Origin of the sequence: Paracoccus pantotrophus (genome assembly GCF_008824185.1) — a bacterium.
GTDB lineage: Bacteria > Pseudomonadota > Alphaproteobacteria > Rhodobacterales > Rhodobacteraceae > Paracoccus > Paracoccus pantotrophus.
Window position 1 is genome coordinate 428,909 of sequence record NZ_CP044423.1, and the last position, 26,119, is coordinate 455,027.

Annotated in this window: 25 protein-coding genes and 1 tRNA gene; 10 read left to right on the plus strand and 16 right to left on the minus strand. The window is 67.8% G+C overall.

What is annotated here, in order from left to right; translation table 11 throughout:
* Nucleotides 1–2 precede the first annotated feature (2 nt).
* The 4 genes from ESD82_RS02105 to gltX all read right to left on the minus strand — a co-directional run bounded on the left by ESD82_RS02105 (nucleotide 3) and on the right by gltX (nucleotide 3,967).
* Entirely contained in the window at nucleotides 3–656 is a 654-nt protein-coding gene (locus ESD82_RS02105) for an SDR family NAD(P)-dependent oxidoreductase (RefSeq protein WP_024842459.1), read from the minus strand.
* Nucleotides 657–764: 108 nt separating this feature from the next.
* Nucleotides 765–1,145, minus strand: coding sequence for a DUF1284 domain-containing protein (locus tag ESD82_RS02110; RefSeq protein ID WP_147429120.1), 381 nt, complete (start codon nucleotides 1,143–1,145; stop codon nucleotides 765–767).
* A gap of 68 nt (nucleotides 1,146–1,213) precedes the next feature.
* Complete coding sequence (gltA, locus tag ESD82_RS02115) at nucleotides 1,214–2,506, minus strand: citrate synthase (RefSeq protein WP_024842461.1); 1,293 nt, start codon at nucleotides 2,504–2,506, stop codon at nucleotides 1,214–1,216.
* Nucleotides 2,507–2,560: 54 nt separating this feature from the next.
* Nucleotides 2,561–3,967, minus strand: coding sequence for a glutamate--tRNA ligase (gene gltX / locus ESD82_RS02120; protein ID WP_028709842.1), 1,407 nt, complete (start codon nucleotides 3,965–3,967; stop codon nucleotides 2,561–2,563).
* A gap of 241 nt (nucleotides 3,968–4,208) precedes the next feature.
* On the opposite strand from gltX, the gene ESD82_RS02125 reads away from it, so the two are divergent.
* The 5 genes from ESD82_RS02125 (at nucleotide 4,209) to ESD82_RS02145 (ending at nucleotide 10,436) form a co-directional block, all read left to right on the plus strand.
* Complete coding sequence (locus ESD82_RS02125) at nucleotides 4,209–6,272, plus strand: ComEC/Rec2 family competence protein (protein ID WP_244314487.1); 2,064 nt, start codon at nucleotides 4,209–4,211, stop codon at nucleotides 6,270–6,272.
* Between the two features lie 24 nt (nucleotides 6,273–6,296).
* Nucleotides 6,297–6,866 (plus strand): heme NO-binding domain-containing protein, encoded by a 570-nt coding sequence (locus ESD82_RS02130; protein WP_147429119.1) that lies wholly within the window; start codon nucleotides 6,297–6,299, stop codon nucleotides 6,864–6,866.
* A gap of 17 nt (nucleotides 6,867–6,883) precedes the next feature.
* Nucleotides 6,884–7,837: a GGDEF domain-containing protein gene (locus ESD82_RS02135; protein WP_244314498.1), complete on the plus strand. Its 954-nt coding sequence runs from the start codon at nucleotides 6,884–6,886 to the stop codon at nucleotides 7,835–7,837.
* Between the two features lie 339 nt (nucleotides 7,838–8,176).
* Nucleotides 8,177–9,004 (plus strand): hypothetical protein, encoded by an 828-nt coding sequence (locus ESD82_RS02140; protein ID WP_231493190.1) that lies wholly within the window; start codon nucleotides 8,177–8,179, stop codon nucleotides 9,002–9,004.
* 586 nt (nucleotides 9,005–9,590) lie between these two features.
* A complete protein-coding gene (locus tag ESD82_RS02145) occupies nucleotides 9,591–10,436 on the plus strand; it encodes a helix-turn-helix transcriptional regulator (RefSeq protein WP_147429116.1) in 846 nt (281 codons plus the stop codon).
* Between the two features lie 80 nt (nucleotides 10,437–10,516).
* Here the strand turns inward: ESD82_RS02145 and tsf are convergent, their stop codons facing one another.
* The gene (gene tsf, locus ESD82_RS02150; protein ID WP_024842468.1) at nucleotides 10,517–11,407 is read right to left on the minus strand and encodes a translation elongation factor Ts; all 891 of its coding nucleotides are present in this window, start codon (nucleotides 11,405–11,407) and stop codon (nucleotides 10,517–10,519) included.
* A 97-nt stretch (nucleotides 11,408–11,504) separates the two neighbouring features.
* Nucleotides 11,505–12,290 carry a 30S ribosomal protein S2 gene (rpsB, locus tag ESD82_RS02155; protein ID WP_036746997.1) on the minus strand — a complete coding sequence of 262 codons (786 nt, stop codon included), beginning with the start codon at nucleotides 12,288–12,290 and terminating at the stop codon, nucleotides 11,505–11,507.
* Between the two features lie 314 nt (nucleotides 12,291–12,604).
* Between rpsB and ESD82_RS02160 the strand changes: the two genes are divergently transcribed.
* A complete protein-coding gene (locus ESD82_RS02160) occupies nucleotides 12,605–12,991 on the plus strand; it encodes a response regulator (RefSeq protein WP_147429115.1) in 387 nt (128 codons plus the stop codon).
* A 466-nt stretch (nucleotides 12,992–13,457) separates the two neighbouring features.
* Nucleotides 13,458–13,531, plus strand: a tRNA-Thr gene (locus ESD82_RS02165).
* 326 nt (nucleotides 13,532–13,857) lie between these two features.
* On the opposite strand, the gene ESD82_RS02170 is transcribed toward ESD82_RS02165, so the two are convergent.
* Nucleotides 13,858–15,222 (minus strand): NCS2 family permease, encoded by a 1,365-nt coding sequence (locus ESD82_RS02170; RefSeq protein WP_208852047.1) that lies wholly within the window; start codon nucleotides 15,220–15,222, stop codon nucleotides 13,858–13,860.
* Nucleotides 15,223–15,440: 218 nt separating this feature from the next.
* Between ESD82_RS02170 and puuE the strand changes: the two genes are divergently transcribed.
* Both puuE and ESD82_RS02180 read left to right on the plus strand, forming a co-directional pair.
* Nucleotides 15,441–16,853: an allantoinase PuuE gene (gene puuE / locus ESD82_RS02175; RefSeq protein WP_147429114.1), complete on the plus strand. Its 1,413-nt coding sequence runs from the start codon at nucleotides 15,441–15,443 to the stop codon at nucleotides 16,851–16,853.
* An 85-nt stretch (nucleotides 16,854–16,938) separates the two neighbouring features.
* On the plus strand, nucleotides 16,939–17,766 hold the full coding sequence (locus tag ESD82_RS02180; protein ID WP_024842473.1) for a bifunctional allantoicase/(S)-ureidoglycine aminohydrolase: 828 nt from the start codon (nucleotides 16,939–16,941) through the stop codon (nucleotides 17,764–17,766).
* Nucleotides 17,767–17,829: 63 nt separating this feature from the next.
* Here ESD82_RS02180 and alkB read toward each other — a convergent pair whose 3' ends face one another.
* Complete coding sequence (gene alkB / locus ESD82_RS02185; protein WP_147429113.1) at nucleotides 17,830–18,462, minus strand: DNA oxidative demethylase AlkB; 633 nt, start codon at nucleotides 18,460–18,462, stop codon at nucleotides 17,830–17,832.
* Between the two features lie 91 nt (nucleotides 18,463–18,553).
* Between alkB and ESD82_RS02190 the strand changes: the two genes are divergently transcribed.
* Complete coding sequence (locus tag ESD82_RS02190) at nucleotides 18,554–19,171, plus strand: DsbA family protein (protein WP_024842475.1); 618 nt, start codon at nucleotides 18,554–18,556, stop codon at nucleotides 19,169–19,171.
* A gap of 16 nt (nucleotides 19,172–19,187) precedes the next feature.
* On the opposite strand, the gene trpB is transcribed toward ESD82_RS02190, so the two are convergent.
* The 8 genes from trpB to ESD82_RS02230 form a co-directional block, all read right to left on the minus strand.
* A complete protein-coding gene (gene trpB / locus ESD82_RS02195) occupies nucleotides 19,188–20,420 on the minus strand; it encodes a tryptophan synthase subunit beta (RefSeq protein ID WP_147429112.1) in 1,233 nt (410 codons plus the stop codon).
* A gap of 53 nt (nucleotides 20,421–20,473) precedes the next feature.
* Nucleotides 20,474–20,926, minus strand: a complete 453-nt coding sequence (locus tag ESD82_RS02200; protein ID WP_147429111.1) for a GNAT family N-acetyltransferase — start codon at nucleotides 20,924–20,926, stop codon at nucleotides 20,474–20,476.
* Nucleotides 20,923–21,570, minus strand: a complete 648-nt coding sequence (locus ESD82_RS02205; protein ID WP_024842478.1) for a phosphoribosylanthranilate isomerase — start codon at nucleotides 21,568–21,570, stop codon at nucleotides 20,923–20,925. The genes ESD82_RS02200 and ESD82_RS02205 overlap by 4 nt, the downstream gene beginning before the upstream one ends.
* 3 nt (nucleotides 21,571–21,573) lie before the next feature.
* Complete coding sequence (locus tag ESD82_RS02210; protein WP_024842479.1) at nucleotides 21,574–21,975, minus strand: LapA family protein; 402 nt, start codon at nucleotides 21,973–21,975, stop codon at nucleotides 21,574–21,576.
* Between the two features lie 37 nt (nucleotides 21,976–22,012).
* Nucleotides 22,013–22,300 carry an integration host factor subunit beta gene (ihfB, locus tag ESD82_RS02215; RefSeq protein WP_024842480.1) on the minus strand — a complete coding sequence of 96 codons (288 nt, stop codon included), beginning with the start codon at nucleotides 22,298–22,300 and terminating at the stop codon, nucleotides 22,013–22,015.
* Between the two features lie 197 nt (nucleotides 22,301–22,497).
* On the minus strand, nucleotides 22,498–24,177 hold the full coding sequence (gene rpsA / locus ESD82_RS02220; protein ID WP_024842481.1) for a 30S ribosomal protein S1: 1,680 nt from the start codon (nucleotides 24,175–24,177) through the stop codon (nucleotides 22,498–22,500).
* Between the two features lie 162 nt (nucleotides 24,178–24,339).
* Entirely contained in the window at nucleotides 24,340–25,419 is a 1,080-nt protein-coding gene (locus tag ESD82_RS02225; RefSeq protein ID WP_147429110.1) for an NAD(P)H-dependent flavin oxidoreductase, read from the minus strand.
* Nucleotides 25,416–26,000, minus strand: a complete 585-nt coding sequence (locus ESD82_RS02230) for a (d)CMP kinase (RefSeq protein ID WP_024842482.1) — start codon at nucleotides 25,998–26,000, stop codon at nucleotides 25,416–25,418. The genes ESD82_RS02225 and ESD82_RS02230 overlap by 4 nt, the downstream gene beginning before the upstream one ends.
* Nucleotides 26,001–26,119 lie beyond the last annotated feature (119 nt).

Here is a 26,119-nt window from a genome sequence, read left to right on the forward strand (position 1 = left end):
GGCTAGAGGGTTTGCGCCAGGATGCGCTCGGCCTCGGCCAGGCAGGGGGTCAGGCGGGCGCGGTCCTCGCCGGGAAAGAAGCGGGCGCGTACGGCGGTGGGCATCGGCGCCGGCTCGGCGATGACCACCTGGGGGCCCAGCGATACGTTCTCGGCCTGCCAGCTTTGCGCCAGGGCGATCTGCCCGGCCTTGGTGGCGCCATAGCTGCCGAAGAACTTCTGCCCGGCGCGCTTGTCGTCAAAGAACAGCGCCGTGCCCTTGCGGGCGCGCAGCAGCGGTTCGATCAGGTTGATCAGCCCGCGCGTGGCGACGATGTTCAGGTCGACCGATTTCTGGAAATCCTTGGCGTCGATATGGCCGGCCGGCGACAGCGGCGCGGCATGGATCGCCGTATGCGCCCAAAGATCCAGCCCGCCCCAGCGTTCCATCACCGCCCGGACCATCTGCACCATGGCCTGCGGTTCGCCCACATCCATCGGCGCCAGCGTGGCCGAACCGCCGGCCTTGCGGATGCGGTCGTCCAGTTCCTCAAGCGCGCCGGTGGTGCGGGCGACGGCCAGGATATGCCAGCCGCGCGCGGCAAGGGTTTCGGCCAAAGCGGCGCCAAGGCCGCGCGATGCGCCGGTGATCAGCGCGATTTTGTCATGCTCGGTCATGGTGCCGATTTCGCACCGGCCGCGGCGCCGCGCAAGCCCCTTGCGGCGGGGCTGCCGGCAACTGCGTCACATTGACCTTGTCGACCGTGCGGCCGCCTGCGGAGGCCTTCAGTCGGGCTGCTGCAGCTTGGCCAGGGCCGACTGGCATATGCCCAGGCCCAGCCAGCGGCAACCGTTGCAGATCCGCTCCAGATCCCTGGGCTGCAGCCGTGCCGCGGCGCGGGCCTGGGCCTCGGCCCAGGTCATGCGCTGGCCGGGGCGGATGTCCAGCGCCGCGGCATGGCGCCGGTCCAGCCGGCCGATCCGGTCGTCCGCGGCGCAGCCCATGCCGCGCCGCGACGGGCAGGGGGCGCAGATCGAATCGGCCATGACGGTAAAGACCACCGGCACCTGCGGATCGGCGCGCAGCCGGCCCAGGACGACGGCGTTCATGTTCCGGGTGAACTCGGGCGAATAGCCGCGTCCCTGCCAGCCGATCGAGCAAAGCACGTGATGGGGGCGCAGCAGAACGGCCCCGGCACTGGTCCGGGGCCGATCCTGATCCTGGTGGGGCGCGCTCAGCGGGCGTCCAGCGGCTTGTAGTCGCGCCGCGGAGAGCCGACATAAAGCTGGCGCGGGCGGCCGATCTTGTTCTGCGGATCGGCGATCATCTCCTTCCACTGCGAGATCCAGCCGACGGTGCGCGACAGCGCGAAGATCGGCGTGAACATCGAGGTCGGGAAGCCCATGGCTTCCAGAATGATGCCCGAGTAAAAATCGACGTTGGGATAGAGCTTCTTCGAGACGAAATACTCGTCCTCCAGCGCGATCTTCTCCAGCTCCTTGGCGACCTGCAGCGTCGGGTTGTTGTGGACGCCCAGCAGGTCCAGCACCTCGTCGGCCGATTCCTTCATCACCTTGGCGCGCGGGTCGAAGTTCTTGTAGACGCGGTGGCCAAAGCCCATCAGGCGGAACGGGTCGTTCTTGTCCTTGGCGCGGGCGATGAATTCCGGGATGCGCTCGACCGAGCCGATCTCGCGCAGCATCTCCAGGCAGGCCTGGTTGGCGCCGCCATGCGCCGGGCCCCAGAGGCAGGCGATGCCGGCGGCGATGCAGGCGAAGGGGTTCGCCCCCGAGGAGCCGGCCAGCCGCACGGTCGAGGTCGAGGCGTTCTGCTCGTGATCGGCGTGCAGCGTGAAGATGCGGTCCATGGCGCGGGCCAGGGCCGGATCGACGTGATAGGGCTCGGCCGGGACCGAGAAGCACATGTGCAGGAAGTTGCTGGCGTAATCCAGTTCGTTACGCGGATAGACGAAGGGCTGGCCCAGCGAATACTTGTAGGCCATGGCGGCGATGGTCGGCACCTTGGCGATCAGCCGGATCGAGGCGATCTCGCGCTGCACCGGGTCGTTGATGTCGATCGAATCGTGATAGAAGGCCGACATCGCCCCCACGACGCCCACCATGGTCGCCATCGGATGGCTGTCGCGGCGGAAGCCGCGGAAGAAATAGTGCATCTGTTCATGCACCATGGTGTGGCGGGTGATCCGGGTCTCGAAATCGACCAGCTGGTCCTTGTTGGGCAGTTCGCCGTAGAGCAGCAGGTAGCAGACCTCGAGGTAATGCGATTCCGAGGCCAGTTGCTCGATGGGATAGCCGCGATACCACAGCTCGCCCTTGTCCCCGTCGATATAGGTGATGGTCGAATCGCAGGACGCGGTCGAGGTAAAGCCGGGGTCATAGGTGAAAACGCCCGCCTCGCCGTAGAGCTTGCGGATGTCGACGACATCCGGGCCCGCGGTCGGGGACAGGACCGCGAGGTCGTAATCCTTGCCCGCCAGATGCAGTCTTGCGGCTTTCTGTTCTGCCATTCCCAGTTCCTTTCACCTGTCTCCGGCCCGCGGGCCGGGTGATGGGTGCGGGTCTCAGCCCGCTTGATCCTGCAGCCGGGCCACCGTTTCGCCGCGGCCAAGCGCCAACATCATGTCGAACACGCTGGGGGTGGAACTGCGCCCGGCCAGCGCCGCGCGAAGCGGCGCCGCGACCTTGCCCAGCCCCAGCCCGTGCGACTCGCCAATCCGCTTGACGGCCGCCTCGAGTTCGTTGCGATCCCAGCTAGCATTCTGCACCGCGGCAGTCAATTCAGTCAGTATACCACGGGATACAGTATCCAGCGCCGCCGCCGCCTTTTCCTCGACCGCGACCGGCCGGTCGATCAGCGCGAAATGCGCCTGGTCGAGCAGCGCGGGCAGGGTCTTGGCCTTGGCCTTCAGCGCCTCCAGTGCCGGAAGCAGCCGGGCGGTCTGGGTCTGGGACAGGGGCGGCGCACCGGTCGCGGTGCGGAAAGCCGCAATTTCCTCCAGCAATTCGGCATCGCCCATCCGGGCGATATGCCAACCGCTGACATGTTCCAGCTTCTTGAAATCCAGCCGGGCCGGGGCCTTGCCGATGCCGTCCAGGTCGAACCAGGCCATTGCCTGGGCGTCGTCGAACAACTCGTCGTCGCCATGGCTCCAGCCCAGCCGCGCTAGGTAGTTGCGCATCGCCGCCGCCGGATAGCCCATGGCGGCATATTCGTGCAGGCCGACCGCGCCATGGCGCTTGGACAGCTTTTTCCCGTCCGGCCCGTGGATCAGCGGGATATGGGCAAAGACCGGGATGTCCCAGCCCATCGCCTGATAGATCTGGATCTGCCGCGCGGCATTGGTCAGGTGGTCGTCGCCCCGGATCACATGTGTCACGCCCATGTCGTGATCGTCCACCACCACCGCCAGCATATAGGTCGGCGTCCCGTCCGAGCGCAGCAGAACCATGTCGTCCAGCTGCGCATTGCCGAAGGTCACCTCGCCCTGCACGGCATCGCGCACCACCGTCTCGCCGTCGCGCGGCGCTTTCAGCCGGATCGCATAGGGCCCTTCGGGCAGGCTGGCCGGATCGGCGTCGCGCCAAGGCGACAGGAACAGGGTCGAACGCCCCTCGGCCCTGGCCTGTTCGCGGAAGGCCTCGATCTCCTCGGCGGTCGAGAAGCATTTATAGGCGGTGCCGTTTTCCAGCATGGCGCGGGCGATTTCGGCATGGCGGGCGATTCCGGCGAACTGGCTGACCGGCTCGCCGTCCCAGTCCAGGCCCAGCCAGCGCAGGCCCTGCAGGATCGCCTCGGTCGCCTCGGGGGTCGAGCGGGCGCGGTCGGTGTCCTCGATCCGCAGCAGGAATTTTCCGTCCCGCCCGCGGGCATAGAGCCAGTTGAAGAGCGCGGTCCGCGCGCCCCCGATATGCAGGTAGCCGGTGGGCGAGGGCGCGAAGCGGGTCACGACGGGGCGGGAATCAGTCATCAGCGGTCCGGTCAGTTTCAGAAAACGGGGCCATCGGCCATGCCCGTTAATCCTTTCGAAAGGTCGGCATGCCAATCTTGGCGCCACAGATAAGCAAGTGGCACGGCAAGGACAAGTTTTGGTGACGGAATCGGTGAATGCTTTGCAAAGGCGGCTGCCGGCCCTTGCGCCGGCCGGCATGCGGCATGCGGCGGCCGGGCCGCGACCCCCGGTCGGCATTCGCGCGGGGCTGCTGCCCTGGATGCCTTTCTGGCTCTCGCTGGGCATCGGCGGCTGGTTCCTGTTGCCGCGCGAACCGGGACCGGGCTTCTATGCCGGGCTGGCCCTGGCGGGCCTGGCATGCCTGCTGCTGCCGGGCGGGGCGATGCGGCTGGCCGCGACCGGCGGGCTGGGCTGGGCCTGGGCGGACCGGCTGCGGCTGGCCGCTTTCGCATTGCTCCTGGTTCTTCTCGGGGCGGGACTGGCGGGCGGCAGGGCGCATCTGGTCGCCGCCCCGGTCCTGGATTTCCGCTATTACGGGCCGGTCGAGGGGCGGGTCGTGGGCATCGACCGCTCGTCGCGCGACCGGATGCGGCTGCTGCTCGATCAGGTCACCCTGCACGAGGTCGCGCCCGCCCGCACCCCGGCGCGGGTGCGGATCTCGCTGATGAGCCCGCAGGACCTGCCGGTGCCCGGCCAGCGCGTGATGCTGACGGCGCATCTGGGGCCGCCCGCCGGCCCTGCCGAGCCGGGCGGCTTCGACTTCCGCCGCCTCGCCTGGTTCGAGCGCCTGGGCGCGGTGGGCTATGCCCGCGCGCCGGTCATGACGGTCGAGCCGCCGGCCGATGGCGGGATGCTGGCGCTGCACCGCATCCGCATGTCCCTGTCCCAGGCCATGCAGGAGCGGATCGGCGGCCAGGCGGGCGCGGTCTCGGCCGCGCTGATGACCGGCGACCGTTCCGGCATCGCCGAGGCGACCAACCAGATCATGCGCGATTCGAATCTTTACCACATCGTGTCGATCTCGGGCCTGCACATGAGCATGCTGGCCGGCTTCGTCTATGCCGCGTTGCGGCTGGGCGGCGTGGCGGCGCAGGGGCTGGGCGGCATCCGGGCGGTGCCGGTCCACAAGCTGGCGGCGGTGGGGGCGCTTTGCGCCTCGGCGCTGTATCTGTGGCTTTCGGGCGGCGGCGTCGCGACCGAGCGCGCCTTCATCATGGTGGCGGTGATGCTGCTTGCGATCATCGCCGACCGGCGCGCCGTTTCGCTGCGCACCGTCGCTGTCGCCGCCGGCATCGTGCTGGTGCTGAACCCCGAGGCGCTGACCGAGGCCGGCTTCCAGATGAGCTTTGCCGCCACGGTCGCGCTGATCCTGATGCAGGATCCCTGGACGAGGCTGTCGCCGCGGCTGCCCTGGTGGGCCCGGCCGGCCTTGATGCTGTTTCTGTCCTCCTTCGTGGCCGGCATGGTGACGGCGCCCATCGCCGCGGCGCATTTCGGGCGGATGACGCAATATGGCCTGCTGGCCAACATGCTGGTCGTGCCCGTCGTCGGTACGCTGGTGATGCCGGGCGGCGTCTTCGCGGCGCTGCTGGCGCCGTTGGGCTTTGCGCAGCCGGCCCTTTGGCTGATGGGGCTGGGGACCGGCTGGATGCTGGCGGTCGCGCAATGGATCTCGGATCTGGAGGGCGCGGTCACGCTGCTACCCGTCGCGCCGCGCACCGTCCTGCCGCTGATGGCCGTGGGCGCCATGCTGCTTCTGCCCGGCGCGGGGGCCGCGGGGGCAGGAGGTCCGGCGCTGCTGGTTCTGCGCCGGGGCATGGGCATCGCCCTGCTGGCGGCGGCCGGCCTGCTCTGGCTGGGCGCGAAACGTCCCGATGTCCTGGTTTCGGGGCAAGGCGACGCGGTGGCGGTGCTGACCCCGGCGGGCAGGGTGCCCTCCAAGCCGGCCGGCGGCAGCTTCGCGGTGGAGAGCTGGCTCAAGGCCGATGGCGACGCCGCCGATCAGGCAGGCGCCGCCACGCGCCCGCTGTGGCAGGGGGCGCCTTCCAACCGCATGGTGGAGCTCGATCGGGCCGGCGCCCGGCTTCGCATCCGCCACCTGACCGGCAAGGCGGCGCGCCAGGATGCCCGAGGCTTTTGCCGCGAGGGCGGCATCCTGGTCGCGAATGTCGCCCTTGTCCCAGGCCGGGGTGCCCTGGGCCCATGCCTGGTCCTTGACCCGCCATATCTCGAGAAACACGGTGCAATAGCGGTATATCTGCAAGCCTCCGGCCCGAAATACGTTTCCGTCGACCGGCCCGGCTTCCGCCGGCTCTGGCACTGACGCAATCCGCACGGAGTCCAAGAAATGCATGCTTTGGTCAATCGCTGCATCGAGGCGTTCCTGCGCAACAGCTATGGCAGCACGACCTGGCAGCAGGTCGCGGCCGAGGTCGATGTCCACCCCGACGGTTTCCTGACCTGGGGCAGCAGTCCGGACAGCGTCACCCGCTCCATCGTGATCGCCTCGGCCCGACGGCTCGACAAATCGGTCGGCGAACTGCTCGAAGATGTCGGTTCCTGGCTGAGCCGGCAGGAGCAGATCCGCAGGCTGCTGCGCTTCGGCGGCTCGAACTTCCAGGAATTCGTCGAATCCCTGCGGGAATTACCGGGCCGCATCCAGCTGGTGATCCCGGACCTGGCGTTTCCCGGATTCGCGGTCCTGTCCGACGCGCCTGGACATTACCGAATCATCGCCCGGCCGCACCAGCCGGGCCTGATGCGTGTGCTGGCCGGCATGCTGCGGGTCATGGCGGATGATTATGGCGCGCTCGCCGTCATTTCGGTCGTCCGGAATCGCATCGACATAGATGTCGTCCTGCCCGACTATTCCAGCAAGCGGGGCTTCGAACTTTCTCCGAAACGCGTGCAGCCTTGAAGGACGCCGTGGTGGATATGCGCAACCTGTCGGAGCTGATGCCCATGCATCTCATGGTGGATCGCGCCGGCGTCATGGTGTCGCGGGGCAAGACGCTTGCCAAGGTATTGGGCCGGGCGTCACGCCTGGAGGACGCCCTCATCCCCGCCGACAATCTTGGCCACCGCATCCGCTTCGAGGAGCTGTTTTCCCAGCTCGGCGGCGGCAAGAGGGTATTCCTGCAACTGCGGCACCATCGCGATGTGTCCCTGCGCGGCCATGGCCTGCATGTGTCGCCGGACATCGCCATGCTCAATCTGGGCTTCGGGATTTATCTGTCTGCGGCGGTACAAAAATTCGGCCTGACCGATTCCGATTTCCCGCCCTCCGACCTGGCCATGGAATTCCTGTTCCTGCACGAGGCGAACCGTGCCGCGCTGCTGGAACTGTCGCGCATCAACACGAGCCTGGAAGGTGCCCGGCAAAGTGCGCAGATCCTGTCCATCACCGATCCCCTGACCGGGCTGCTGAACCGGCGCGGCTTCGATGTCGTGTTTTCAAGGGCATTCGACGCGCGGGCGCGAAATCCCTTTGCGCTGGTCCATCTGGACCTGGATCATTTCAAGCAGGTCAATGACCGGTTCGGCCATGCCGCCGGCGACCGTGTTCTGGTCGAGGTGGCGTCGGTACTGGCCTCTGGCGTGCGCTCTGGCGACAGGGTTTGCCGCATCGGCGGGGACGAGTTCCTGATCCTGATCTTTTCCGAAAGACCGAAGGAGGATTCGATGACGGTTTGCACCAGGATGATCCATCAGATCATGTCGGCGAAAACCTGTCCGTGCAGGATTACGGCCAGCATGGGCGTCGCGGTTTCCGACAGCAGGCGCGTTTCCCGGCAGCAGCATCTTTACGAAATGGCGGATGCGGCGCTTTACCAGGCCAAGCTGGCCGGCAAGGGCAGGGTGGTCCTGTGGGCCGATCCCGGTTCATGAGCTGCGCCGCGAAAGCGCATGCCGAAGAACCGGGAAAGAGGCGGTGCAGATGACCCCGTTGCAGCCATGCCGCATATTCAGGTCCGCGCGCGGCCCCGTCCCGTGATCCGGTCGGCCAGCGCGCCGTCGCCGCTGCTGCGCGATGCGGCGAAAATGTCCCCGGCATTCTGGCGGCGGCGCGGCGTGAACGCGGGGGCGCAGGGCGAGATCGCACGGCGATGCGCAACCATGAGGTTTTCCGCGCGCGCTTTGCTGGCTACTGTGCGCCGAAACGAGTCGGGGGTTGCGGGTATGCAGGTCGTCTTTCATTGCGGGGTCCACAGAACGGACCTCTATCGCATGGTCAAGACCTTGTTGCAGAATCGCGACTGGCTGCTGCGCAACGGAATCGAGCCCGTGACCCCGAACCGGCATGGCGAGATCTTCAACGAGGCGCTGAGCGCCTTGCGGGGCGGCCCCGCCACGCCGGCGATGGAACAGGTGATGCTGGATGCGATCCTGGATTCGGACGATCCGCGCCGCATCATCTGCAGCACCCCCAGCTTTCTCGGCCGGGCGGTGCGCGCCATCTCGCCCGAGGGGCTTTACGTCACCGCCGGCCAGAAGATGGCGGCGCTGGCCAACCTGTTTCCCAGCGCCGAGGTCGAGTTCTTCATGGCGCTGAAGAATCCGGCTACGCTGATTTCGTTCATCCTGTCGCAGGAGGGCGGCGGCAGCTATGCCGAGCTGATGGAAGGGGTCGATCCCGAGGCGCTGCGCTGGGCCCCGGCCTTGCGGCGCATCCAGGCCGCGCTGCCCGGCCGGCGCCTGGTGGTCTGGTGCCACGAGGACACCTCGCTGATCTGGCCCGAGGTGGTGCGCCGTATCGCGACCATGCCCGCCGACGTGCCGCTCAAGGCCGGGTTGCAGATCCTGGGCGACATCCTGCACCCTGACGGCATTCGCATGGTCCGCGACGCGCTGGCGCAGGAAGAGCGGCTGACCGTCGCAAGCCGCCGCCGCATCTTTGCCGCCGCCCTGGAGGCCCATGGCCAGTCCGAGCAGATCGAGGTGGAACTGAACCTGCCCGGCTGGACGCAACAACTGGTCGATCGCATCACCGCAGCCTATGACGCCGACATGGCCGAGATCGCCGCCTTGCCTGGAATCGAATTCCTTACGCCCTGAACCGCGCGTCGGGCGGCGGTCCGGAAGGGAGCGGCGGCGGGGCGGCACCCTCGGGCCCGCAGGATGTCGCGGCACGGCCTGCCGGAATCGGCTCGGCCGGCCGCAATGAAAAGCAAGGCTCTTCCTTCGCCCCTGCCGGGTACGGCGGGGGCGGTGCCATTGGCGCTTCCTGTGCAAACGGCCTGGAAACGGCGGGTTGCCCGCATGGCGCGGCGGGCCTTTGCCGGTGCGAAAGGGCGGCGCGTCTTGCCCGGCGGTGCAGGGCGTGCCTCCCCATGGGTTTTGCCGGCGCGATTTCTCATATAAAAGTGGAAAATCAATCATTCATTACAATCCCTGCGTGTTTCACCAATGCAAAGCCCGCATTGAAAACCGCGTCGGCGGAGCGGCGTTTCAACCGCTGAAGAAAGCTTTTCCATTGCTGGCAACGCGCTTCATGGCCAAAGTTAATCACCTTGACCTCACGTAAAGCGCGCGGTTTGCGCGTGATGCATTGATCCTTTGTGGTTCCTGGCAATAATGTTTCAAAGTCACCGGTTATGGTGCAATTTAATCTAAGATGTTTTTGGAAAGAGTTTGGTGTAAAATGGAAATGCTGAATGATATCGAGGTCATCCTGGCGGCACGTTCCGCGCAGGAGGTCTGGCAGCATTATGCTGCGCGCCTTGCCGACCTGGGTTTCCCCAACATTTCCTATCACGCGGTGCGGATTCTGGAGGCCTCTTGCGACCGGATGCTGGATGACGGGGTCTTGCTGTCCAGCTATCCGCCGCGCCTGATGCAGGAGCTTGCCGGGCTGGATCTGCTTGAAAGCATGCCGATGCGTCGCTGGCTGGCGCAGAACAGGGGCAGCGAAAGCTGGGACTGGATGCGGCGGCTTCGCCTGGCCGGGCGGCTGACGCCGCAGGAAGAGCATGCGATGGAGGTTTTCGCCCGCTACGGCCATGTCGCGGGCTATGCGGTCGGCATGGGCGACGATGTGGAACGGGTCCGCGCCGGGGTGATCCTCGGCGGCGTGATCGGCATGTGCCAGGACCGGCTGGACGCGCTTTGGGCGCAGCACGGCCGGCAGGTCGAGGCGCTGAGCCGGCTGACGCATCTGCGCATCTCGACCCTGCCCTGTGCCGAGCAGCAATGCGTGCTGACCCAGCGCCAGCGTGAGGTGCTGGAATGCATCTCGGTCGGCCGCACCACCCAGGAAATCGCCGATATCCTGGATGTGACGCCAGCCACGGTGGAAAAGCATCTGCGGCTGGCGCGCAAGGCGCTGGGGGCCAAGACCACGGCGCAGGCGATCCTGCTGGCCGCCAGGCGCAGGCAGATCTTCAACTCTGCTGCCGCACCGCATGGCCCCGGTCTGGGCGGGCATCCCCCGCCTTCCGAAGCCGGCGTGCCGAGGCAGTCGGCGGGCGCACAGATCTGCGCCGGCTGAGGCTTTGCGGCCGGATACCGGCGCGGAATGCGAAACGCCGGCCCAGGGGGCCGGCGCTCGCAATCCGGATCAGGCGAGGGTCAGGCGCCGGCGCGGGTCTTGGCGACCTCGGCGGCGAAATCCTCTTCCTTCTTCTCGATGCCTTCGCCGACCACGACGCGGGCATAGCCGGTCACTTCGACTCCGGCCTCTTGTGCGGCCTGGGCCACGGTCACGTCGGGGTTGATGACGAATTTCTGACCGAGCAAGGTCACCTCCTCGAAGAATTTCTTCATCCGGCCCTCGATCATCTTCTCGATCACCGCCTCGGGCTTGCCCGATTCGCGGGCCTGCTCGGTCAGCACCGACTTCTCGCGCTCGACCAGCGAGGGGTCCAGGTCGGCTTCCGACAGCGAGGCCGGGTTGGTCGCCGCGATATGCATGGCGATCTGCTTGCCGATCTCCTGCGCCTTGGCGGCATCGCCCTTCAGCGCGACCAGCACGCCGATCTTGCCCATGCCCTCGGCGGCGGCGTTATGCACGTAGGAGACGATGGTGTCGCCCTCCAGCGCGTGCATGCGGCGCAGGGTCATGTTCTCGCCGATGCGGGCGATGGCGTCGGTCAGCACCTCCTCGACCGGGCGGCCGTTCAGGTGGGTGGCCTTCAGCACCTCGACATCGGTGGCGGCGTCCAGCGCGACATTGGTGATCTCGCGGACGAGCTGCTGGAAATCGGCGTTCTTGGCGACGAAATCGGTTTCCGAGTTCAGTTCGACGGCGACCCCGCGGCCGGCGCGGACGGCGACGCCCACCAGGCCCTCGGCGGCGACGCGGCCCGATTTCTTGGCGGCCTTGGCCAGGCCCTTGGTGCGCAGCCAGTCGATAGCGGCTTCCATGTCGCCATTGGTTTCGGTCAGCGCCTTCTTGGCGTCCATCATGCCCGCGCCGGTGGTTTCGCGCAGGTCTTTCACCATAGCAGCGGTGATAGCCATCGAGAGTCTCCTTGCTTTTCAATGCGTCAGGCGGGGTTTATCCCCGCCTGATGAATGTTCCGTAAACCTGTCGCGGCCCGCACCGGACCCTGTCCGATCAGGCTTCGGCGGCTTCTTCAGCGGTCTCGCCGGCCAGCTCTTCCTCGACGCTGGCTTCCAGCGCGCCAAGGTCCACGCCGGCGGCGCCCATCTGGGCGGTCATGCCGTCCAGCGCGGCGCGGCTGACCAGGTCGCAGTAAAGCGCGATGGCACGGGCGGCGTCGTCGTTGCCGGGGATGACATAGTCCACGCCCTTGGGTGAGCAGTTGGTATCGACCACGGCCACGACCGGGATGCCCAGCTTCTTCGCCTCGGCGATGGCCAGGTCTTCCTTGTTCACGTCGATGACGAACAGCAGGTCGGGCAGGCCGCCCATCTCGCGGATACCGCCCAGCGAGGCTTGCAGCTTGGCCTGCTCGCGTTCCATCTGCAGCCGTTCCTTCTTGGTCAGGCCCTCGGCGCCCGAGCCCAGGGTCTCGTCCAGGGCCTTCAGGCGCTGGATCGACTGCGAGACGGTCTTCCAGTTGGTCAGCGTGCCGCCCAGCCAGCGGTGGTTCATGTAATACTGCGCCGATTTCTCGGCGGCTTCGGCGACGGCCTTCTGCGCCTGGCGCTTGGTGCCGACGAACAGCACGCGGCCGCCCTTGGCGACGGTGTCGCGCACGACCTGCAGCGCCGCGTCCAGCATCGGCACGGTCTGGGTCAGGTCGACGATGTGAATGCCGTTGCGTTCACCATAGATGAACTCGGCCATGCGGGGGTTCCAGCGCTGGGTCTGGTGGCCGTAATGAACGCCAGCTTCAAGCAGCTGACGCATGGAGAATTCGGGAAGCGCCATGTCCATGTCCTTTCCGGTTTGCGCCTTGGCGGGGTTTTCAGGGGCTTGCCCCAACCGGTGGACCGTCGAAGGATGTCTCCCTCCGGGGCCCGACCCCGCCTGTGAAGTGCGCGCGAAATAGTCCTTTTCCACCTGGAATGCAAGCCCCGGCGGCAGGAAATGGGCCGGTTTTGCCGCAATCGGGCCGGCCGGCTTTCCACCCCGCGTCAACCGCGGATTAATCTTTCTGCGCGATGCTGCGCAAAACCGGTTGAATCGGAGGGGCGGATGATCGTTGCGGACGCAAGGGGGCGGCAAGGCCCGGTGGCTTGGGGGCGGGAATGGCGCTGACGGTGCTGGTCCAGCATTCCCGCAGCGAATTGCGCGAAGCCGCGGCCGCCGCGCTGGAGGCGGCGGGAATGGCGGTTCGGCGATCCTGCGACGGGGCCGAGGGCCTGGCGCTGCTCCGGTCCGCTTCCGTCGATGTGATCCTGACCGGTATCAACATGCGGCGGGTCTGCGGTTTCGGCTTCATCGAGGCGGTGCGGCGCCAGGCCCGCCTGCGCGATATCCCGATCCTCGTCATGGCGGTCTCGGCCACGCCGCAGCTCAAGGCCCGCGCCCGCCATGCCGGGGCGGCGGGATGGCTGCCCCATCCGCCCGATCCGGCGCGGCTGGTCGAGACGGTGCGCACCGTCGCCGCCATCGGCGGCCGTCCCGTCGCATGATTGCGCCACAGGGGGGGCGGGAACACCGGGCCGGAAGGCGTGCCCCACCCGTTGTCCATGGGACGCATCCCCTGCCGGGCTCCATCTGGTTCGGGACGGGGCGATCCTGGGCCGGGGGGACGCCGCGGCCTCGGCAATCCTGCCCGACGCCAAGCGGCTGGCTGAATTGCCGGCCGGCTTCCGGCCATTCATGTCGCCATGGCGAAAGCCCCGCAAGATCAGGGGGCAAGGCATCGTGGCCGCCATCCTGCCGGGCGAATAGCGGGCGGCAAAGCCGATGCGCCCTGCCGGTCCGGGTTCGCCCCGCAGGCCGCGGGGGCATCGGCGTCTGGGCGGCTGTCGATCCGCGCCGCAACGGGCCCCGACCTCCGTGGCAAGCCCGCCCTGCCGCCGGGGCCGATCGCCTTCCCGCCATGGCGGACTCACTTGCCCGCGAGGCCCTCGTCGTTTAAACAGGCCAGGCGTCGCCCTCTTAGCTCAGCTGGCCAGAGCAACCGCCTTGTAAGCGGTAGGTCGTCCGTTCGAATCGGACAGGGGGCACGCGCGGCGGCTCCTGGCTCCTGGCTCCTGGCTCCTGGCTCCTGGCTCCTGGCTCCTGGCTCCTGGCTCCTGGCTTCAAGCCCGAAGCCTGGTTTCCACGCGCTCGGAACGGTTCGGCAGGGGCATTTCGACAGCCATCCCGAACGCTCCTGCGGTGGCCCTGTCCAGGGGGCAGGAATCGGGGGACAGAAACCCTGCTGCCGCCGGATGGATCGGCTTTACCCTTAAGGCAAGAAGGCCCGCCGGCCCGGCGCGCCCCCTTATTCTTTCTTGCCCAAATATCCTCGGGGGTCCGGGGGCAGACAGCCCCCCGGCCTCGGCGAAGATCATTCCATGAAGAAGGCAAAGCGGATCACAAACAGCGCCGCCACGATCCAGGTCGCTGCATGCACCTCACGCGCGCGGCCGGTCGCCAGCTTGATCGCGGCATAGCTCACGAAGCCGAAGGCCAGGCCATTGGCGATGGAATAGGTAAAGGGCATCATCAGCGCCGTCAGCACGGCAGGTGCGCTTTCGGTGACGTCGCTCCACTGGATCTCCTCGAACTCGCGCACCATCAGGCAGGCGACGTAAAGCAGCGCCGGCCCGGTGGCATAGGCAGGCACCGAGCCCGCCAGCGGCGCAAAGAACACCGCCAGCAGGAACAGCCCGGCCACGACCAGCGCGGTCAGCCCGGTGCGCCCGCCCGCCTGCACGCCCGAGGCGCTTTCGACATAGGCGGTGGTCGAGCTGGTGCCCAGCATCGAGCCGGCCAGGATCGCCGTCGAATCCGCCATCAGCGCCCGGCCCAGGTTTTTGTTGGTATGGGTCGGCCCCTCGGTCAGCAGCCCGGCGCGCTTGGCTACGCCGATCAGCGTGCCGGTGGCGTCGAAGACCTCGACCAGCACCATGACCAGAATCACGTGGAAGATGCCGACGGTCAGCGCACCTGCGACGTCGAGCTGCATGAAGGTCGGCATGATCGAGGGCGGCATCGAGATCACCCCGGCAAAGGGGCTGGCGCCGATGGCGATGGAGACGACGGTGATGACCAGGATGCCGATCAGGATCGAGCCGCGCACCTTCAGCGCGTCCAGCGCCGCGATGATGAAGAAGCCGGCGATGGCCAGCAGCGTGCCGGTCTGGGTCAGGTCGCCCAGGCCCACCAGCGTCGCCGGGTTGTCCACCACGATGCCCGAGTTCTTCAGCGCGATCAGTCCCAGGAACATGCCGATGCCGGCCGCGATGGCGCTGCGCATGGATGTCGGGATGCCGGCGATCAGCCAGCGCCGGATGCCCGTCACCGACAGGAACAGGAATATCAGGCCCGAGATGAACACCGCCCCCAGCGCCTGCTGCCAGGTGAACCCCAGCGCGCCGACCACGGTGAAGGCGAAGAAGGCGTTCAGCCCCATGCCCGGCGCCATGCCGATGGGCCAGTTCGCCCAAAGCGCCATGATCGCCGATCCCAGCGCCGCGGCCAGGCAGGTCGCGACGAAGACCGCGTTGCGGTCCATGCCGGTCGAGGACAGGATCTCGGGGTTCACGAAGATGATATAGGCCATGGTCAGGAAGGTGGTGATCCCCGCGATCACCTCCGTCCTGGCGCTGGTGCCATGGGCCGTCAGGCCGAACTGCTTGTCGAGCACGGTTCCTTTCCCTGGACTGATGCTGGCGCCGTTGGCCGTCAGGCCGGATTGCTTGTCTGGCATGATTCCTCCCATTGGCGGTTTGCCCGCCGTGCTGGCCAGATTATGCCCAGGCATCTTCAACGAGAATGCAAGGTATAGCGACAGAGTTTCAACGAGACGTTAACAAACCGCCATTTTCAAGGAAATCTTGGTTCTGTTTATAGAAATTCTCGGGTTGCCTGAAAGCCCGGCAGGGTGATGAGTGCTAGACAGCCAGAAAACAGGAAAGGAAGCAAGCGATGCGATACAGCCGCGACATGATCGGTTATGGCGAGCATGCGCCCGACCCCAAATGGCCGGGCAATGCCCGGATCGCGGTGCAGATCGTCATCAACTACGAGGAAGGCGGCGAGAACAGCATCGAGCATGGCGACGCCGCCTCGGAAGCCTTCCTGTCCGAGATCATCGGCTGCCAGCCCTGGCCCGGCCAGCGCCACTGGAACATGGAATCGATCTATGACTACGGCGCGCGGGCGGGTTTCTGGCGGCTGCATCGCCTGCTCAAGGACGTGCCCGTGACCGTCTATGGCGTCGCGACCGCGCTGGAGCGCGCGCCCGAACAGGTCGCCGCCATGCAGGACGCAGGCTGGGAAATCGCTACCCACGGCCTGAAATGGATCGACTACAAGGACATCCCGCGCGAGGTCGAGGCCGAGCATATCGCCCGCGCCGTCGAACTGCACACCCGCGTCACCGGCGAACGGCCGCGCGGCTTCTACCAGGGCCGCACCTCGATGAACACGGTGGCGCTGGGATGCGAGGAGGGCGGCTTCGAATATCTGGCCGACACCATCGCCGACGACCTGCCCTATTGGCATGTCCATAACGGCAAGCCGCAGCTGATGGTGCCCTATACCATGGACGCCAATGACATGCGGTTTTCCTCGGGCCAGGGCTTCGGCACCGGTGTCGAGTTCTTCGACTACCTGCGCGACAGCTTCGACGTGCTCTATGCCGAGGGCGAGGCCGGTGCGCCGAAGATGATGTCGATCGGGCTGCATTGCCGGCTTGCCGGCCGGCCGGGCCGGGCCATGGCGATCAGGCGCTTCCTGGACCATGCCCGCAGCCACGAGGGGGTCTGGTTCGCCACCCGGCTCGACATCGCCCGCCACTGGGCGCGGACGCATCCCTTCCAGCCCCGAGAGCGCCCCTCGCAGATGGAGCGCGCGGCGTTCGTCGAGAAGTTCGGCGGTATCTACGAGCATTCGCCCTGGATCGCCGAGCGGGTCTGGGAAGGCGAGATGGGCGCCATCCACGACACCCCGGCCGGGCTGGCGGCGCGCATGGCGCAGGTGTTCCGCAGCGCCTCGGACGAGGAGCGGCTGCGCGTGCTGCTGGCGCACCCGGACCTGGCCGGCAAGCTGGCCGCGGCCAAGCGTCTGACCGCCGACAGCACCGCCGAACAGGCCAGCGCCGGGCTCGACAGCCTGACCGATGCCGAGCGTGCCGAATTCGACCGGCTGAACACGGCCTATATGGAAAAGCACGGCTTTCCCTTCATCATCGCCGTGCGCGACCACGACAAGCCGGGGATCATGGCCGCCATGCGCCGGCGCATCGACAACGACACCCCGACCGAGCGGGCCGAGGCCGAACGCCAGGTCAGCCGCATCGGCGCGCTGCGCCTGCAGCAGATCCTGGGCAGCAACTGAGCCCCGCCCCGCCCGCCGCCATGGCGGGCCGGAATCGCCACAGACGGACCGGGGCAAAGCGATCCCGGCGCAACGGAGACCTGACATGACCGCCAAGACCCCGACCTATGCCGGGCCCTTCGCCGGCCTGCCGCCGCAGACCGACCTGTCCACCGATACCGCCGTCTTCACCGATGCCTATGCGGTCATCCCCGCCAGCACGATGCGCGACATCGTCACCAGCTTCCTGCCGGGCTGGACGGGCATGCGGATGTGGATGATCGCCCGCCCGCTCTCGGGCTTTGCCGAGACCTTCAGCCAGTATATCGTCGAATTGCAGCCGCAGGGTGGCTCGGACCGGCCCGAGGACGATGCGGGCGTGCAGGCGGCGATCTTCGTCACCGAGGGCGCGCTGACCCTGACCATCGACGGCCGGACGCATGAGCTGGAGCCCGGCGGCTTCGCCTATATCCCGGCCGGCATGGCCTGGTCGGTCCGGAACGGTGATGCGACCGCGCGCTTTCACTGGTGGCGCAAGCGCTGGCAGGCGGTGGAGGGGCTGGAAAAGCCCGAGGTGATCGTCGCCAACGAGCGCGACATTGCCCCGGTCCCGATGCCCGACACCAATGACAGCTGGGCCACCACCCGTTTCATGGATCCGGCGGACCTGCGCCACGACATGCATATCACCATCGTGACCTTCAAGCCGGGCGGCTCGATCCCCTTCGCCGAGACGCATGTCATGGAGCACGGGCTGTTCGTGATCGAGGGCAAGGCGGTCTATCGGCTGAACCGCGACTGGGTCGAGGTGGGACCGGGCGATTTCATGTGGCTGCGCGCCTTTTGCCCGCAATGCTGCTATGCCGGCGGGCCGGGGAATTTCCGCTACCTGCTCTACAAGGACGTGAACCGGCACGCGCCGATCTGGAAGTAGGGGGCTCTGCCCCCAGCCGCTGCGCGGCTTCCCCCGGGGTATTGGGAGAACAGAGAAAGCCGGTCAGCGGGCGCGGCGGAAGGTCAGGTTGATGCGGGTGGCGCCGGTCAGCGGATGCTCGCCCCGTTTCAGCGTCAGGATGCCGTGCCAGGCCAGCCGCGCCGGGCCGCCCCAGACGACCACGTCGCCATGTTCCAGCGCGTGTTTCTTTACCGGGTCGCCGCGCTGGGGGCCGCCGAACTGGAAGGTCGCGGGCAGGCCCAGCGAGACCGAGACGATGGGCGCGTCGAGATCCGCCTCGTCCCGGTCCTGGTGCAGGCCCATCTTGACGCCCGGCACGTAGCGGTTGACCAGGCAGGCATCGGGCCGGAAGCCGGGAAAGCCGGCATGTGCGGCCGCCTCCTGCGCCAGCCGCAGGAAACCTGCGGGCATTTCGGGCCAGGGCCGGCCGGTCAGCGGGTCGTCCGGCTCGTAGCGGTAGCCGTGCCGGTCGCTGACCCAGCCGAGCGCGCCGCAATTCGTCATCTCGACGCCGATCTGCCGGCCGCCCGGCGTCTGCATGTGCCGGAAGGGCGAGATGCCGGCGATATGCGCGACATCCGCGAGGATGGCGGGATCGAGCGCGAAGCCGCGCAGGATCATGGCGCCGGGGCCGATAGGGTCGTCGCGGCGGGTTCCGAACAGGTCTGTCTTCATGCGGCCCTCCCACGGGATTGTCATGTGCTGCGGCTTGACCTGGGGCCTGGACGATGGCTTTCAGGTGGGGTCACAGCAAAGGATTCCTGCCATGCGCCGTCCCCTTGCCGCAATCGCTCTGACGCTGCTTTGCGCCCTGCCCCTGGGGCCGGTTCAGGCGCAGGATCACGGCGGGCCTGAGGTCGCGGCGATCAAGGAAGCGGTGTTCAACGGCCCCGGCCTGCCGGTGATGGGCAACCCGCAAGGCGATACGGTGCTGGTCGAGTTCTCGGATTACAATTGCGGCTTTTGCCGCAAGAGCGCGCCGGAGGTGGCGGCGCTGCTGCAATCGGATTCCGGCGTGCGGCTGGTGGTGCATGAGATCCCGATCTTCGGCGCGGGCTCGCGCTATGCCGCCGAGGCGGCGCTGGCCGCGCAGGCGCAGGGCAAGTATCCCGAGTTTCACCGGGCACTGATGGCGATGCGCGGCAAGGCCGAGGAGGCCTCGGTGCTGCGCGTCGCCCGCGAGGTCGGGCTGGACGTGGCGCGGCTGCAGCGCGACATGCAGGCGCCCGAGATCACGCAGAGGATCGAGCGCTCGCTGGAACTGGCCGACGAGATCGGGCTGGTCGGCACGCCCAGCTTCATCGCCGGCGAGCGGGCGATCTTCGGCTATCTGGCCAAGGACGACCTGGCCGAACTGGTGGCCGAGGCGCGCGGCGCGCGATAGCGCGCGCCTTTCGCCCTCAGGTGCGGATGTCGACGCCCAGATGCTTGGCGACGGTGAAGATGTCCTTGTCGCCGCGGCCCGACAGGTTCACCACCATGATATGGTCGCGCGGCAGCTCGGGCGCGATCTTGACGACATGGGCGAGCGCATGGCTGGGCTCCAGCGCCGGGATGATGCCTTCGAGCCGGCACAGGGCCTGGAAGGCCGCCAGCGCCTCGTCATCGGTCACGCTGACATATTCGGCCCGGCCCTGTTCCTTGAGCCAGGCATGTTCCGGGCCGATGCCGGGATAGTCGAGCCCGGCGCTGATCGAGTGGCCTTCAAGGATCTGGCCCTCGTCGTCCTGCAAGAGATAGGTGCGGTTGCCGTGCAGCACGCCGGGGCGGCCGCCGGTCAGGCTGGCGCAATGCTGCATGCGCGCGTCGACGCCCTTGCCGCCGGCCTCGACGCCGATGATGCGCACCGAGGGATCGTCGAGGAAGGGGTGGAACAGGCCCATGGCGTTCGAGCCGCCGCCGATCGCCGCGACCACGCTGTCGGGCAGGCGGCCCTCGCCCTCCTGCTCGGCCAGCTGCCAGCGGGTCTCGCGGCCGATGATGCATTGGAAGTCGCGCACCATGGCCGGGTAGGGATGCGGGCCGGCCACCGTGCCGATGCAATAGAAGGTGTCGCGCACATTGGTCACCCAGTCGCGCAGCGCGTCGTTCATCGCGTCCTTGAGCGTGCCGCGGCCAGAAGTGACCGGCACCACCTCGGCGCCCAGGAGCCGCATGCGGAACACGTTCGGCGCCTGGCGTTCGACGTCATGGGCGCCCATGTAGACGATGCATTTCAGCCCGAACCGGGCGCAGACCGTCGCCGTCGCCACGCCGTGCTGCCCGGCGCCGGTCTCGGCGATGATCCGGGTCTTGCCCATGCGGCGCGCCAGCAGGATCTGGCCCAGCACGTTGTTGATCTTGTGGCTGCCGGTGTGGTTCAGCTCTTCGCGTTTCAGGTAGATCTTCGCGCCGCCCAGTTCCTCGGTCAGGCGGGGCGCGAAATAGAGCGGGCTGGGGCGGCCGACGTAATGCTTCCACAGATCGTCCATCTCGGCCCAGAAGCTCGGGTCGTCCTTGGCGCGGTCGTATTCCGCCTGGAGGTCGAGGATCAGTGGCATCAAGGTCTCGCTGACGAAGCGGCCGCCGAAGATGCCGAAGCGGCCCTGTTCGTCCGGGCCGGTCATGAAGCTGTTGATGAGGTCTTCGGCCATGGCTCTCCTCGCGGCGCGGTCGGAATGGGTATTTGGGAAACGGTGAAAGCCCGTCAGAGGGTTTTCTTATATCCGATATGGGAGGGGGTAAAGCCGAGCCTGTCGTAGAAGCGATGCGCGTCGCTGCGGCTGCGGTTGGTGGTGAATTGCAAGAGCCGGCAGCCGGCGGCGCGGGCGCGGGTCTCGGCATCGCCGATCAGCGCCGCGCCGACGCCCCGGCCGCGCAGGTCGGGGCGGACGCGCACGCCCTCGATCTGGGCGCGGCGGGCGGCCTGGAGCGACAGGCCGGAGATGAAGGTGATCTGGTAGCAGGCGACCACCTGCCCGTCGAGCACGCCGACGATCAGCCGGTTCGCGGCCTCGGCCTGCATGGCATCCCAGGCGGCGAGATAGGGGGCGAGGTCGTCGCCCTCGCGCGTCTGGCCCAGCATGTCGTCGCGCAGGAGCGCAAGGATGGCGGGAACCTCGTCGCGCCGCGCCTCGCGGAAGGCGACGGCGGCGGTCACAGGATCGGCGCCGTGGCGCGGGCGATGAAGCGGCGGATGCGCTCGGGATCCTTGAGGCCCGGCGCGCTTTCGACGCCGGAGGAGACATCGACGCCCGGCGCGCGGGTCAGGCGGATCGCCTCGGCCACGTTTTCGGGCGTCAGGCCGCCGGCCAGCAGCCAGGGCTTGAGGATCTGCCGCCCGGCCAGCAGCCGCCAGTCGAAGGCCAGGCCGTTGCCGCCAGGCAGGGGCGCGTCCTTGGGCGGCTTGGCGTCGATCAGCAGCATGTCGGCCACCAGGCCGTAGTCCCAGAGCTGATCGAGATCCTGCGGATCGGCCACGCCCACCGCCTTCATCACCGGCAGGCCGCTGCGTGCCTTGATCTCGGTCACGCGGGCCGGCGTCTCGGTGCCGTGCAACTGGATCAGGTCCAGGGGCACGCGGGCGAGCACCGCGTCCAGCGCCGCGTCGTCAGGGTCCACGAACAGCCCGACCTTGGCCACGCCCAGCGGCACTTGCGCGGCAAGCTCAGCCGCCGTTTCGGGGGCCAGATGGCGCGGGGACTTGGGGAAGAAGACGAAGCCGACATAGCGCGCCCCGGCCTCGACGGCCGCGGCAAGGCCGGCGGCCTCGGTCAGGCCGCAGATCTTGACGGAGACGGCCATGGTTCAGCGCGGTGCCGGCAGGGTCGAGCCGGAACCTGCCGGCGCGGCCGGCTTGCGGGCGGGATCGTCCAGGATCGCCAGCACCTCGTCGCGCGGCGCGGCATGGGTGCGGCGCAGGTCGCCGACCTCGCGCTGCAACTGCGCCAGGTCATGCGCGCGGCGGCTGGATTCGGCGCGCAGATGCGATTCGCGCAGCCATTCCCAGACCAGCCCGACCAGCACGCCGAAGACCATGGCCAGGAAGAGCGCCACGAAGGCCGGCATGGTCAGCGACCAGCGCCCGCCGGCGAATTGCGCCAAGGCCTCGGGCACCAGGCTGACGGTGACGGGCTGGCGATTCGCTGCCGCCAGCAGCATCAGCACGATGGCCAGAATGACAAGGAAGAAGACCCGGATCGTGCGCATCGCTGAACCCCGCAAAGATTGACGCCGGCAATCTGGCCTATTCGGCGAGGCCGTTCAACCGTTCGCGCAGCAGCTTGCCGGTCTTGAAGAAGGGCACATGCTTTTCGTCCACGCTGACGGTTTCGCCGGTGCGCGGGTTGCGGCCCTGGCGCGCGTCGCGTTTCTTCACCGAGAAGGCGCCGAAGCCGCGCAACTCGACCCGGTCGCCCCGTGCCATGGCGTCGATGATCTCCTCGAACACGGTGTTCACGATCCGCTCGACATCGCGCTGGAACAGATGCGGGTTTTCCTCGGAGATTTTCTGGATCAGTTCGGATCGGATCATTGCGGTTCCTGAATCTGGTGTTCCAACAATTCCTGTCGCCCGATCATAGGGCTGGCGGCGCGGCATTCAACGACAGAACGCATGGTGCGCGGTTTGGTTGCCGTGCTTTTCAAGACTTTATGGTTCAATCGGCGGCGATCCGCAATGAAAAGCGCCCCCGGACGGGCCGGGGGCGCAAAGTTCAGCCTATGGTTGGCTCAGCTGCGGCCCTTGAGCGCGGCGCCCAGGATGTCGCCCAGCGAGGCGCCCGAATCCGAGCTGCCATACTGTTCGACCGCTTCCTTCTCTTCGGCGATCTCGCGCGCCTTGATCGACAGGCCCAGGCGGCGGGTCTTGGTGTCGATGTTGGTGACGCGGACATCGACATGATCGCCGACCTGGAAGCGCTCGGGGCGCTGGTCCTGACGGTCGCGGGCCAGGTCCGAACGACGGATGAAGGACTTCATGCCGTTGTATTCGACCTCGATGCCGCCATCCTCGATCGCCGTCACGGTGACGGTGATGACCGAGCCGCGCTTGACGCCCTCGACGGCCTCGGCCATCGCGTCGTTTTCAAGCGCCTTGATCGAGAGCGAGATGCGCTCCTTCTCGATGTCGACTTCCTGGACCACGGCTTTCACCACGTCGCCCTTGCGGAAGTCCTGGATGGCTTCCTCGCCGCGGGTATCCCAGCTGATGTCCGACAGGTGGACCATGCCGTCGATATCGCCTTCCAGGCCGACGAACAGACCGAATTCGGTGATGTTCTTGACCTCGCCCTCGATGACGGTGCCGACGGGATGGGTCTCGGCAAAGACTTCCCACGGGTTGCGCATGGTCTGCTTGAGACCCAGCGAAACGCGGCGCTTGGCTTCGTCGATCTCCAGCACCATGACGTCGACTTCCTGCGAGGTCGAGACGATCTTGCCGGGATGGACGTTCTTCTTGGTCCAGCTCATTTCCGAGACGTGGACCAGGCCCTCGACGCCGGCTTCCAGCTCCACGAAGGCGCCGTAATCGGTGATGTTGGTCACGCGGCCGGTATGGACCGAGCCGATCGGGAACTTGTCGGCCACGGTATCCCACGGGTCGGCCTGAAGCTGCTTCATGCCCAGGCTGATGCGGTGGGTGTCCTTGTTGATCTTGACGACCTGGACCTTGACGGTCTCGCCGATCGACAGGATCTCGGACGGGTGGTTGACGCGGCGCCAGGCCATGTCGGTGACGTGCAGCAACCCGTCAACACCGCCCAGATCGACGAAGGCGCCGTATTCGGTGATGTTCTTGACCACGCCCTCGACGGTCTGGCCTTCCGACAGGTTGGCGATGACCTCGGCGCGCTGCTCGGCGCGGCTCTCTTCCAGGATGGCGCGGCGCGACACGACGATATTGCCGCGGCGGCGATCCATCTTCAGGATCTGGAAGGGCTGTTTCAGGCCCATCAGCGGGCCGGCGTCGCGCACCGGGCGCACATCGACCTGCGAACCGGGCAGGAAGGCCACGGCGCCGCCCAGGTCGACGGTGAAGCCGCCCTTGACGCGGCCGAAGATGGCGCCTTCGACGCGCTCTTCCGCGGCATAGGCTTTCTCCAGGCGGTCCCATGCCTCTTCGCGGCGGGCCTTCTCGCGCGAGATCGAGGCTTCGCCGCGGGCGTTCTCGACGCGGTCCAGATAGACCTCGACCTCATCGCCGACCGCGATGGCGGGGGCTTCGCCGGGATTGGCAAATTCTTTCAGATCGACGCGGCCTTCCATCTTGTAGCCGACGTCGATGATGGCCTGGCCCGCCTCGATGGCGATGACCTTGCCCTTGACGACCGAGCCCTCTTCGGGCGTGTCGATGGCGAGGCTTTCGTTCAGGAGGGCCTCGAATTCCTCCATGGTCGCTTTAGCGCACATATAGATCCAGTTTCCTTTTCGATCATTGCTGGCCATGCGGTTGGCTCCGCCGGTCTTTTTGTAGATGCCGGGATAAGCGCAAAGGGTCGCGGCATGCGCCCGACCCTGTTGAAGCGGCCTGTTCTGGCCCCATCGCTTACCTTGACGGGCGGGATATAACGCTCATCGGCCGTCCTGGCAAGCGCCGAGGCCCGGCAGATGCGCGCAAATCTCGCGCCCGAGCAGTTCCAGCAGATCCGCGGCGGGCATGGCGCGCGCGCGCGGCGCCTGGGTTCCCGCCCATTGCGCCGCGTAGTCCGAGCCGCCCGCCGCCGCATGCAGCCGCTTGGCCGCGTCATAGGTGATGGGGTAATCCGGCAGCGGCGGGGCCTCGGGTGCCGCGCCAAGCGCGGTCAGCCGGTTGGCAAGCCCGCGCGCCGGACGGCCCGAGATGGCGCGGGTCATCACCGTGTCGCCGGGCTGCGCGCCGGCCAGCCGGCTGCGATAGGCCTCGCTGGCGGCCGATTCCGGGCAGGCGACGAAGGCGGTGCCCATCTGCACCGCCGCCGCCCCGGCGACAAGGTGGCGCGCCGCATCGGCGCCGTCCATGATGCCCCCGGCCGCGATCACCGGCAGGCCCAGGTCCAGCAGTTCGGCCAGCAGCGCCGCGGTCGGCAGGCATTCGTCGGGGCCGTCGGGGTCGAAGATGCCGCGGTGGCCGCCGGCCTCGTGGCCCTGGGCCACGATCAGGTCGAGCCCCGCGTCGCGGATCGCCAGCGCCTCGGCCCGCGAGGTCGCGGTGGCGGCCAGGGTCGCGCCCATGTCGCGCAGGGCGGCGATGCGCTCGGCCGAAGGCAGGCCGAAATGAAAGCTGACCAGCGCCGGGCGCGCCGCAAGCACCGCGCGCAGCATCTCGTCATCGGCGACAAAGCTGCGATAGACCTCTGCGATGCCGGTCGGAGGCTCGGCCCCGGCGCGGCGGAACTCGGGCGCGAGATAGTCGAGCCAGGCCATTTCCCGCGCGGGATCGGCCTGGGCGGGGCGGTGGCAGAACAGGTTGACGCCATAGCGGTCCGAGCCCAGCCGCGCGCGCGTCTCGGCCATCATCGCGGCGGCCTGCGCGGCATCGGCGGCGCCCAGCCCCAGCGAGCCGAGGCCCCCCGCCAGGCTGACCTCGGCGGCAAGATGCGGCGTCGCGGTGCCGGCCATCGGCGCCTGGATCACCGGCACGCCCAGGTCGGTCAGCTGGAAACGCGGGCTCATGCGCCGGCCTCCCTGGCGCAGGCGATGGCGCGGGCCACGGCCTCGTCGATGGTCATTGCGCTGGTATCCAGCAGCAGCGCGTCATCGGCCGGGCGCATCGGCGCCACGGCGCGGGCGGCGTCGCGGGCGTCGCGCTCGCGCAATTCGGCCAGGATCCGCGCCTCGTCGGCGCCCAGTTCCAGCGCCCGGCGGCGGGCGCGGATCTCGTCGCTGGCGGTGACATAGAGCTTCAGTTCGGCCTCGGGGCAGATCACCGTGCCGATGTCGCGCCCGTCCAGCACCGCGCCTGGCTCGGTGCGGGCGAAGCGGCGCTGGAACTCGACCAGCGCGGCGCGCACCTCGGGGATGGCGGCGACGCGGCTGGCGGCCTGCCCGGCCTCGGCGCTGCGCAGGTCGGGGCGGGCCAGATCCGCGGGGGCAAGCGCGCGCGCCGCGGCGACGGGGTCGCCGCCCTTGGCGCCCACGGCGCGGTAAAGCAGCCCGGTGTCGAGATGGGCAAAGCCGAAATGCCCGGCAAGCGCGCGGGCGATGGTTCCCTTGCCCGATGCGGCGGGTCCGTCGATGGCGATGGTGAAGGGCATGGGGCCTCGGACTTTTTTGGGGGGAGGGCGGTCCCGGCATCGCCCGTGCCCGGCCAAATGCCGGCCGGCCCGGTTTCAGATCCGGGCCGCAACCTTGCAAGGGCCGCCAGGGACATCCG

Bases quoted from the DNA above. Each gene is read 5' to 3' on its own strand.
- rpsA (WP_024842481.1), bottom strand. From the start codon at position 24,177: ATGTGCGCTAAAGCGACCATGGAGGAATTCGAGGCCCTCCTGAACGAA.
- puuE (WP_147429114.1), top strand. From the start codon at position 15,441: ATGCGATACAGCCGCGACATGATCGGTTATGGCGAGCATGCGCCCGAC.
- ESD82_RS02170 (WP_208852047.1), bottom strand. From the start codon at position 15,222: ATGCCAGACAAGCAATCCGGCCTGACGGCCAACGGCGCCAGCATCAGT.
- ESD82_RS02160 (WP_147429115.1), top strand. From the start codon at position 12,605: ATGGCGCTGACGGTGCTGGTCCAGCATTCCCGCAGCGAATTGCGCGAA.
- ESD82_RS02145 (WP_147429116.1), top strand. From the start codon at position 9,591: ATGGAAATGCTGAATGATATCGAGGTCATCCTGGCGGCACGTTCCGCG.
- rpsB (WP_036746997.1), bottom strand. From the start codon at position 12,290: ATGGACATGGCGCTTCCCGAATTCTCCATGCGTCAGCTGCTTGAAGCT.
- ESD82_RS02135 (WP_244314498.1), top strand. From the start codon at position 6,884: ATGCGCAACCTGTCGGAGCTGATGCCCATGCATCTCATGGTGGATCGC.
- ESD82_RS02210 (WP_024842479.1), bottom strand. From the start codon at position 21,975: ATGCGCACGATCCGGGTCTTCTTCCTTGTCATTCTGGCCATCGTGCTG.
- ESD82_RS02180 (WP_024842473.1), top strand. From the start codon at position 16,939: ATGACCGCCAAGACCCCGACCTATGCCGGGCCCTTCGCCGGCCTGCCG.
- ESD82_RS02190 (WP_024842475.1), top strand. From the start codon at position 18,554: ATGCGCCGTCCCCTTGCCGCAATCGCTCTGACGCTGCTTTGCGCCCTG.
- trpB (WP_147429112.1), bottom strand. From the start codon at position 20,420: ATGGCCGAAGACCTCATCAACAGCTTCATGACCGGCCCGGACGAACAG.
- tsf (WP_024842468.1), bottom strand. From the start codon at position 11,407: ATGGCTATCACCGCTGCTATGGTGAAAGACCTGCGCGAAACCACCGGC.
- ESD82_RS02105 (WP_024842459.1), bottom strand. From the start codon at position 656: ATGACCGAGCATGACAAAATCGCGCTGATCACCGGCGCATCGCGCGGC.
- ESD82_RS02230 (WP_024842482.1), bottom strand. From the start codon at position 26,000: ATGCCCTTCACCATCGCCATCGACGGACCCGCCGCATCGGGCAAGGGA.
- ESD82_RS02205 (WP_024842478.1), bottom strand. From the start codon at position 21,570: ATGGCCGTCTCCGTCAAGATCTGCGGCCTGACCGAGGCCGCCGGCCTT.
- ESD82_RS02140 (WP_231493190.1), top strand. From the start codon at position 8,177: ATGGTCAAGACCTTGTTGCAGAATCGCGACTGGCTGCTGCGCAACGGA.
- gltA (WP_024842461.1), bottom strand. From the start codon at position 2,506: ATGGCAGAACAGAAAGCCGCAAGACTGCATCTGGCGGGCAAGGATTAC.
- alkB (WP_147429113.1), bottom strand. From the start codon at position 18,462: ATGAAGACAGACCTGTTCGGAACCCGCCGCGACGACCCTATCGGCCCC.
- ESD82_RS02225 (WP_147429110.1), bottom strand. From the start codon at position 25,419: ATGAGCCCGCGTTTCCAGCTGACCGACCTGGGCGTGCCGGTGATCCAG.
- gltX (WP_028709842.1), bottom strand. From the start codon at position 3,967: ATGACTGATTCCCGCCCCGTCGTGACCCGCTTCGCGCCCTCGCCCACC.
- ESD82_RS02130 (WP_147429119.1), top strand. From the start codon at position 6,297: ATGCATGCTTTGGTCAATCGCTGCATCGAGGCGTTCCTGCGCAACAGC.
- ESD82_RS02125 (WP_244314487.1), top strand. From the start codon at position 4,209: ATGCCTTTCTGGCTCTCGCTGGGCATCGGCGGCTGGTTCCTGTTGCCG.
- ihfB (WP_024842480.1), bottom strand. From the start codon at position 22,300: ATGATCCGATCCGAACTGATCCAGAAAATCTCCGAGGAAAACCCGCAT.